We start from the raw sequence: 8,292 nt of genomic DNA, 5'->3' as shown, positions 1-8,292 counted from the left end.
GGCAATTATGTGCCCGTGAACAGGAGAAAGCCCGATTAACGGTCACATAAAAGGCAATTATGTGCCCGTGCACTGTCAACCGAATAAAAAAAGCTCCCATTTCAGGGAACTTCGCTTATATCTTCTCTATCGCAATAATAAATGGCGGATTGTTCTTTTGGTTCAGGAATTTATACTCTAAAACGTGGGCGGTGTTTTGATCCAGTGATTTTACATAACGCAATAAATATTCCCGTTCTACTTTGCCTTCCGGGTGTCCATGGTAAACCACGATCACGATGATGCCCTCTGGTGCCATGATTTCAAGCAGCTGATCAATGGCCATTATGGTTTTTTCGTGTACGGTGACAATGTTTTTGTCTCCTCCTGGCAAATAACCAAGATTGAAAACTGCAGCGGTTATTTTGCCAAAATGAAGGGGAGGAATGTATTCTGAGATATTCTCATGTCCAGTGTGGAACAGGGTAACCTGATCCTGCAGTTTGTGCTCCCGGAGCTTTGTTTTGCTGGTCATAAGTGCTTGGTCCTGAATGTCAAAGCCGTAAATACGACCGGAAGGACCTGCGAGATTTGCTGAAAATATTGTATCATTTCCATTTCCGACAGTTGCATCCACAGCGATATCCCCTGGTTTAACCGCAAGTTCAAGGAGCTTTCGTGCAAAAGGAAGAACCTTCTCAAGCTTCATTTTTCGACCACCACTTTGTTTCCAGTATAGAATTTTCCTTGCCAACTGTTGCGGCGTTTCATTTCCTTGTCTATCGCATTTAGCACTTCCCATTTGTTGACGCTCCACATTGGGCCGACCATCAATTCAATTGGGCCGTCTCCTGTGATTCTGTGGATGATCATTTCCGGAGGGAGGATTTCTAGCTGGTCACAGACTAATTTTACATAATTCTCAAAGCTAAGGAATTCAAGCATCCCTTTTTCATACTGCTTGACCATTGGGGTACCCTTCAGCAAATGGAGAAGATGGATTTTGATGCCTTGGACATCAAGCTTGGCGACTTCTTGGGCAGTTTCCATCATCATTTCCGGTGTTTCCAGAGGCAATCCGTTAATGATATGAGAACAGACGTTGATATCGTGCTTGCGGAGCTTGGCCACTCCTTCTTTGTATGTCTGATAATCATGAGCCCGGTTGATTAAATTGGCTGTTTTTTCATGAACAGTCTGAAGACCAAGCTCCACCCATAAATATGTACGTTCATTCAGTTCAGCAAGGTATTCCACCACATCGTCTGGCAGGCAATCAGGCCTGGTCGCAATCGAAAGGCCAACGACCCCTTCCTCCTTCAAAATGGTTTCGTATTTTTCACGCAAAATCTCAACAGGTGCGTGGGTATTGGTGAAAGCTTGAAAATAAGCCATATACTTGCCATCTTTCCATTTTGTATGCATTTTTTCTTTTATCTTCTTGAATTGTGTGCCGAGATCTTCCACACGGTCCCCGGCAAAATCGCCTGAGCCAGCAGCGCTGCAAAAGCTGCATCCGCCGTAAGCTACCGTACCGTCACGGTTCGGGCAGTCAAAGCCGCCATCAAGCGCGACCTTGAAAACCTTATGACCAAATTGGTTCCGCAAATGGTAATTCCATGTATGGTATCGTTTATCATCAGTTGCGTATGGAAAAGGGTTGGCTTGTTTCATGCCAGCAACCTCCTTATAAACTGTCAGTAATAATAAGCATTGTACCACTTAGAATAGGTGAATCCAATTGCAAAAAGATTACAAAAGAAAATGAACGGACCGCTTCACAAAAAGTTTCACTTAGTGATTCCCAATATTATACAATAGGAAAACGTGATAGGAAAAACGATTGTGAACAAAATAAAGAAGAAGCAGACTTGCTTCAGCACTAGAAAAAGGAGGGCTAAAATTGGCAACACGAAACTCAGTTGACCAGCTACTTCAGGAATGCGAGGATGCAATCAATCTTGCCCAGGAGCAATACAAGAGTGCGGCGTCTCAACAGCATGATCAGGACAGTGATTTCACACAAGCTCTTCAAGCGATAGAAGCTGCCTATAATGACCTTGTCAAGCTTGCCTACAGTGCAAACGCACAGCAGCGTGACCAGCTTCATCGGATGAGGTTGCAATTACAGCAGGTTCAGAACAATATGATATTGCTTGATCATTAAAAACGAGGAGGGAGAAACTTTGAAAAAACGCTCAAAGCAAAATAACCCGGAACAAAAGACCCGAAATGGAATAAACAACCAAGATCTTGAAGCTGGAATGGAATATGATCCAATCAAAGAATCAAAGAAGAAGTATGAACAAAGCGGCGGGCAACCTGTAAAATCAAAATTCCATCCCGAACAAGAGCAATCTTCATAAAGTGGTTACACCCTCGCTTCCATAGTGGAAGCGAGGAACAACAGCCTATGTAAATAAAAATAGAAAATTTCAACTTTACATGACTCGATTTATTCTTATTGCATCCCTCTGTTAAAACCACTACAATTACATTGGTATTGTTCCCGTTTTTCAAATTAATTTAGTGAAAGAAGGCGTTTTATAATGCCTAGAGCCTTGTGGCTGTTGATTATCGGGATGACAGTCAATGTGACTGGTTCCTCTTTTTTGTGGCCTTTGAATACCATCTATATACATGAGCACCTCGGCAAATCATTATCTGTTGCCGGAATCGTATTAATGTTGAATGCTGCTGCCAGCGTCATTGGCAATCTTTTTGGTGGCAGTCTTTTTGATAAAATTGGCGGTTATAAGTCTATCATTCTTGGAATCAGCATTACCATTATAGCCCTGCTTGGCTTGACATTCTGGCCTGGCTGGCCGCAGTATATCTTCTTTATGACATTGGTTGGGTTTGGTTCCGGAATCGTCTTTCCGGCAATGTATGCAATGGCGGGTTCGGTCTGGAAGGAAGGCGGCCGCAGAGCATTCAACGCGATCTATGTCGCCCAGAACCTTGGAGTCGCAATTGGAGCTGCGCTTGGTGGGGTTGTCGCATCTTATTCCTTTCAGCTGATTTTCATCGCAAACGGAGCCATGTATTTACTTTTTATGATGATCGCTCTTTTTGGCTATCGCTCGATCGACAGCAAGGCAGCGAAGCAAACGAATGTCCTTCAGGAAAACGGCGCTGTCAAAAATCATACCAAGCTTTATGCTCTTTTGATACTGGCTATTGGTTATTTGCTTGCCTGGGTTGGATACGTTCAATGGCAAACAACAATTGCTGCTTATACACGGGAAATGAACATTTCGCTGAATCAATACAGTATTCTCTGGAGCATCAATGGGGCATTGATTGTTCTAGGCCAGCCGATTGTCAACAGGCTGATCAAGCCGTTCCAGAATAAGCTAAAGCTGCAGATCATCATCGGGATGGTGATTTTCATGGTTTCTTATGCGGTAGCTGCTGGCGCCCATGTGTTTTTGGGTTTCATTGCAGGCATGATGATCCTGACAATTGGAGAAATGCTGATTTGGCCGGCTGTACCGACGATTGCAAATGACCTGGCGCCGAAAGGCAGGGAAGGTTTTTATCAAGGAATTGTCAACAGTACCGCGACTGGCGGCAAGATGATCGGCCCGCTCATGGGCGGAATTCTAGTCGATTTGTACGGAATGTCCATGTTATTTTCGGTACTGATCGCAATTATGTTTATCGGTATTTTTACAACCGTAATATACGATCGGAAATTGAAAGAAGCACATAAGATCACTGCAAGCGCGTAAATGCTGGCTACAATGTTCCGCTTTTTTCTCGATGAAAAATGCATATTTTCCATTTAAAATAAGAATGAGGAGGTGAATGGGTTGAAATTTAAAATCCTCGGAATGGTTTTTTTGGCTGCCGGTTTTCTGGCTGGGTGCAATAGTGGCGATAATACTGCCGAACCTGAAAAACAAATGCAAAACATCAAGGAATTGGTAAGTGACTACAGCACGGGCAAAATAGAGGGCAATACCGCTTCCATTACTGCTAAGGAGCTGGTGATTGCCGACAAGGCAGGAAACAAGCAAGTTTATGATATTTCCGCAGAAGACTTCTTCGTCTCCATCGCACCTTATGAAAATCAAACCCATCCTTGAAGCAACCACAGCTTGACAGGTTGTCAAGGAGAATTGGTTGAAAAAGAGTTTGATGTGTACATCGAGGATGAGGCCGGGAACGTAGTCGTAGACGAAAAGAGAATGACCCAGCAAAATGGATTCATCGATTTATGGCTTCCGCGTGATCACAAGTACAAAATAAAGATAGAATCCGACAGGAAAAGTGTTGAATCGGAAATATCCACTTTTGGAAATGATCCGACCTGCATCACGAACATGCAATTAATGTAGACGAAGGCACCTAATTTCAAGGTGCTTTTTTATATTTTCAGAAAAATGTGATAAAATCAAAAGAAAAACTAGGGGACGGATGATGAAAACAAAGCTATTGCCTATCCCGGCTGATATTATGGAAATCATTGTCGAGAATGCATTTGAGTGGCTTGTAGTGGTGGATCAGGAAGGAAGGATCATCTACATCAACCATAATTATTGTGAATTCCTTGAGGTCAATCGGGAAGAAACGATTGGCCGGCATGTGACACAAGTGATCGAGAATACTAGGATGCACATTGTTGCAAAGACAGGCCAGGGAAGAACTGGCAGATTTGCAATATATCAAAGGTAGTTACATGATTGCCAATCGTGTACCCATCATGAAAAATGGCGAGGTAGTTGCAGCTTTCGGTACGGTCTTTTTCAGGGACACACAGGAATGGATGAAAATGGATAGTCATGTAAAAAGCCTGCTTACAAGAATGCAGCCATATATCCAAAAAATTGATTCTGGGGTGAAATATACGCTGGATGACATCCTTGGCGAGTCGCAGCTGGTGGTCAGTTTAAAAGAAAAAGTGAAAATGGTTTCCAACAGTGATGTTTCGATTTTGATTAGAGGAGAGAGCGGAACAGGAAAGGAATTATTTGCTCATAGCATCCACCAGCTAAGCAATCGAAGTCAGAAGCCCTTCATCAAGGTGAACTGCGGAGCAATACCAGAAAACCTGCTTGAATCCGAATTGTTCGGCTATGAAGAGGGTGCTTTTACAGGAGCGAAAAAAGGGGGAAAGAAGGGGAAATTCCAGCTGGCAAGTGGCGGCACCCTCTTCCTGGATGAGATTGGGGACATGCCACTAAGTATGCAGGTGAAGCTTTTGCGTGCCTTGCAGGATGGGGAAATAGAACCGATCGGGTCGACCAAATCAATTTCTGTCGATGTCCGAATTATCGCTGCTACGAACAGGCCACTTGAAAACATGATTGAAGAGAAGCGATTCAGAGAGGATCTTTTTTACCGGATCAATGTCGTTCCATTCAATATTCCTCCTTTAAGAGAACGAGCGGAGGACTTAAAGTTGCTGATTGCCTATTTTATTGATAAAGTTACCAACCGGTTAGGCAAGCGGATTGCCGGAATAGAAAAAACGGTCATGGGAATTTTGATGTCTTATAGTTGGCCAGGAAATATCCGCGAATTGGAAAACGTCATTGAAGCTGCGGTCCATTTGACAAAAGGGGAGCAGATTACGCTGAACTCTTTGCCGGATTACCTGCAAACACAGACTGCCATGTATCGATTCAATAATAAGAAGCTCAAGGACATTATGGAAGAAACAGAAAAATGGGTACTGAGGCAAAGTCTAGAGGAAAATAATGACGATAAAGTCCAAGTTTGCAGGGAACTGGGGATCAGCAGATCAACACTCTATGAAAAACTTCATAAATACGGGCTCCTGTAGTCCGGAAGTTCGGAATCCCGTCCGAATTTCCGGACTTTCTTTTTCTCTAGTATATAAGAGAAGTTATTTACTGTGTAAAAGGTAAAAAACCAACAAGTTATGGATAGGGAAGGACATTTCGAATCTATTAATATAAAATGCAAAAATAAACGAGAGTCCAGAAATCCGGACTATAACGACTGAAAATTCAGAATAAATAAGCCGTTAAAAATTGGCACAAAAGTTGCATTATAGATAGACAGCAATTTTATTCACCATTTATGTAAGCGTTATCAAAAAAGGAGGGCAGTGCAGGTGATGTTCATTTTAAAAAACAAGGGGGAAAAAGTATGCTGAGCATGATTGGATTAATTGGCGGTCTGGCGTTATTGATTTATTTGACGATGAGGGGGATGAATCTGCTAATTGTCGGACCAATTTCTGCGTTATTTGTAGCTGTGTTTAGCGGAATGCCATTGTTTCCGCAGCTGGTCGAGGAGGGGGCGGCCAACTTTGTCGGCAATTATATGGCTGGGTTTTCGGGATTTGTTACTGCCTGGTACATGATGTTTTTGCTTGGAGCAATTTTTGGCAAGGTGATGGAAGATAGCGGTGCCGCTGACAGCGTCTCTGAATACATCGTCGAAAAGCTGGGGATGAAGTATGCAGTGCTTGCGATCGTCATTGCCTGTGCAGTGTTGACTTATGGCGGAGTCAGCTTGTTCGTTGTAGCATTTTCTGTTTATCCTATGGCCTTGAGCTTGTTCAGACAGGCGAATTTGCCAAGACGATTTATTCCGGCAGCACTTGCCTTCGGTTCGGTGACCTTTACGATGACTTCCGCTGGTTCTCCGGAAATTCAAAACTGGATTCCAATTGAGTTCCTCCATACTTCTCCGTTTGCAGGCTGGGAGGTCAGTGCGATTGTTGCCGTCTTTATGATGATTTTTGGTTACTGGTGGCTAAAACGAATGATCACAAAAGCTATCGCAAGAGGAGAAAAGTTTGAAGCAAGGAAGACAGATCCAACAATGGAAAAACGGGAGATGCCACATCCTCTTATGGGGCTTATTCCTTTAGTTGTGGTATTAGTCATCTCATTCGTGTTCCATGATTCATTGAAGCAATCCGCGCTTATTATTGCTCTACTTGGAGGAGTGGTATCAGCCTATTTGCTAAACCGCAAGTATTTCAAGAATTTTTGGGAGGCCCTATCGGAAGGAACAATGGGTGCTTTGATCGCAATTGGCAACACAGCTGCTGTTGTAGGCTTCGGCGGAGTCGCGAAAGCCGTTCCTGCATTCCAGGTAGCTGTTGATACGATGACCAATATTCCTGGAAGCCCGCTGATTGGTGCGGCGATTGCAGTCAGCGCCATTGCCGGGATGACAGGATCTGCGTCAGGCGGCCAGGCAATTGCCCTGCCTCTGCTTGCTCCGCATTATTTGGATATGGGAGTCAACCCGGAAGCGCTGCATCGGGTAGCGGCAATATCCTCCGGGGCACTCGATTCACTTCCGCATAATGGCTATGTTGTTACAACTGTCCGGGCCATCTGTGGCGAGTCCCATCAGGACGCGTATAATCCGGTGGCTGCAGTAACCGTCATTGTGCCGGTAATTGGTGTGGCAATTGCGATCGTTCTTTTCTCACTTGGATTAGGCATATAAGAAAGGGGTTCCCCAATGGTAAAAAACAAAGTAGTTCTGATCACCGGGGCCGCCCAGGGGATTGGGTTTGAGATTGGAAAGAGTTTTGCTGAACATGGCGGGAAAGTTTTTTTGACAGATTTACAAGAAGACGCTGTAAAAAAAGCAGCCAAGAGCCTGCGGGAATCAGGGTACGAAGCTTATGGTCTAAAATGTGATGTTACCAATGAAAAAGACATCGAAATCGCAGTGGTGAAATGTGTTGAGCACTTTGGCAGTGTCGATGTTCTCATTAATAACGCAGGCCTGCAATATGTATCGATGATTGAAGACTTTCCGACCGAAAAATTCGAGCTGTTGATCAAGGTCATGTTGACTGCATCTTTTGTGACATTAAAGCATGTCCTGCCAGTCATGAAAAAGCAAGGTTTTGGCCGGGTGATCAACATCGCATCCATTAATGGGCTTGTCGGTTTTGCAGGTAAAGCAGCTTACAACAGTGCCAAGCATGGGGTAATCGGGCTGACAAAGGTGGCCGCCCTTGAAACAGCACAGCACGGGATAACAGTAAACGCAGTCTGCCCGGGGTATGTCGATACTCCGTTAGTCCTCAATCAGCTATCCAGTCTTGCGGAAACAAGGAACGTCCCACTGGAAAAAGTTCTTGAAGAAGTAATTTTCCCGCTAGTTCCGCAGAAACGCCTGCTGGCTGTCGAAGAAATCGCCAATTATGTGCTGTTCCTTGCTAGTGATTCTGCGAAAGGAATCACCGGCCAGGCTGCGGTCATTGATGGCGGATATACGATTCAATGAAAAAATCCAGTAGGAAGAGCGCATCATAGAAAAATCCATCAGTAACCGAAATGGAATTTCCATATCGCCTTTATAACGAGC

The 8,292-nt window shown here is 44.0% G+C and carries 8 protein-coding genes and 1 pseudogene; 7 read left to right on the top strand and 2 right to left on the bottom strand.

What is annotated here, in order from left to right; all coding sequences use genetic code 11:
• Positions 1-115: 115 nt before the first annotated feature.
• Together UB32_RS07735 and UB32_RS07730 are read right to left on the bottom strand one after the other, a co-directional pair.
• Positions 116-688 (bottom strand): class I SAM-dependent methyltransferase, encoded by a 573-nt coding sequence (locus UB32_RS07735; RefSeq protein ID WP_044392604.1) that lies wholly within the window; start codon positions 686-688, stop codon positions 116-118.
• Positions 685-1,653: a TIGR01212 family radical SAM protein gene (locus UB32_RS07730; RefSeq protein WP_044392603.1), complete on the bottom strand. Its 969-nt coding sequence runs from the start codon at positions 1,651-1,653 to the stop codon at positions 685-687. The genes UB32_RS07735 and UB32_RS07730 overlap by 4 nt, the downstream gene beginning before the upstream one ends.
• Before the next feature lie 229 nt (positions 1,654-1,882).
• Between UB32_RS07730 and UB32_RS07725 the strand changes: the two genes are divergently transcribed.
• The 7 genes and pseudogenes from UB32_RS07725 to UB32_RS07690 all read left to right on the top strand — a co-directional run bounded on the left by UB32_RS07725 (position 1,883) and on the right by UB32_RS07690 (position 8,211).
• On the top strand, positions 1,883-2,146 hold the full coding sequence (locus UB32_RS07725; RefSeq protein ID WP_044392602.1) for a YtzC family protein: 264 nt from the start codon (positions 1,883-1,885) through the stop codon (positions 2,144-2,146).
• A 19-nt stretch (positions 2,147-2,165) separates the two neighbouring features.
• Entirely contained in the window at positions 2,166-2,345 is a 180-nt protein-coding gene (locus tag UB32_RS07720; RefSeq protein WP_044392601.1) for a hypothetical protein, read from the top strand.
• A 183-nt stretch (positions 2,346-2,528) separates the two neighbouring features.
• A complete protein-coding gene (locus UB32_RS07715; protein WP_044392600.1) occupies positions 2,529-3,713 on the top strand; it encodes an MDR family MFS transporter in 1,185 nt (394 codons plus the stop codon).
• Positions 3,714-3,794: 81 nt separating this feature from the next.
• A complete protein-coding gene (locus UB32_RS20695) occupies positions 3,795-4,322 on the top strand; it encodes a CueP family metal-binding protein (RefSeq protein ID WP_277813879.1) in 528 nt (175 codons plus the stop codon).
• A gap of 82 nt (positions 4,323-4,404) precedes the next feature.
• Positions 4,405-5,770, top strand: a pseudogene (locus UB32_RS07700) (sigma-54 interaction domain-containing protein).
• A gap of 329 nt (positions 5,771-6,099) precedes the next feature.
• Positions 6,100-7,419, top strand: a complete 1,320-nt coding sequence (locus UB32_RS07695) for a GntP family permease (RefSeq protein WP_044392596.1) — start codon at positions 6,100-6,102, stop codon at positions 7,417-7,419.
• 15 nt (positions 7,420-7,434) lie between these two features.
• Positions 7,435-8,211, top strand: coding sequence for a 3-hydroxybutyrate dehydrogenase (locus UB32_RS07690; protein ID WP_044392595.1), 777 nt, complete (start codon positions 7,435-7,437; stop codon positions 8,209-8,211).
• The last annotated feature ends 81 nt before the right edge of the window (positions 8,212-8,292 follow it).

Origin of the sequence: Mesobacillus subterraneus (assembly GCF_000934845.1) — a bacterium.
Classification (GTDB): domain Bacteria; phylum Bacillota; class Bacilli; order Bacillales; family Cytobacillaceae; genus Mesobacillus; species Mesobacillus stamsii.
The sequence above is the reverse complement of the archived record's forward strand: the minus strand, read 5'-3'. Positions and strand labels throughout refer to the sequence as shown.

Coding starts and splice junctions, on each gene's coding strand:
- UB32_RS07695 (WP_044392596.1), top strand. CDS start 6,100: ATGCTGAGCATGATTGGATTAATTGGCGGTCTGGCGTTATTGATTTAT.
- UB32_RS07715 (WP_044392600.1), top strand. CDS start 2,529: ATGCCTAGAGCCTTGTGGCTGTTGATTATCGGGATGACAGTCAATGTG.
- UB32_RS07735 (WP_044392604.1), bottom strand. CDS start 688: ATGAAGCTTGAGAAGGTTCTTCCTTTTGCACGAAAGCTCCTTGAACTT.
- UB32_RS07730 (WP_044392603.1), bottom strand. CDS start 1,653: ATGAAACAAGCCAACCCTTTTCCATACGCAACTGATGATAAACGATAC.
- UB32_RS07690 (WP_044392595.1), top strand. CDS start 7,435: ATGGTAAAAAACAAAGTAGTTCTGATCACCGGGGCCGCCCAGGGGATT.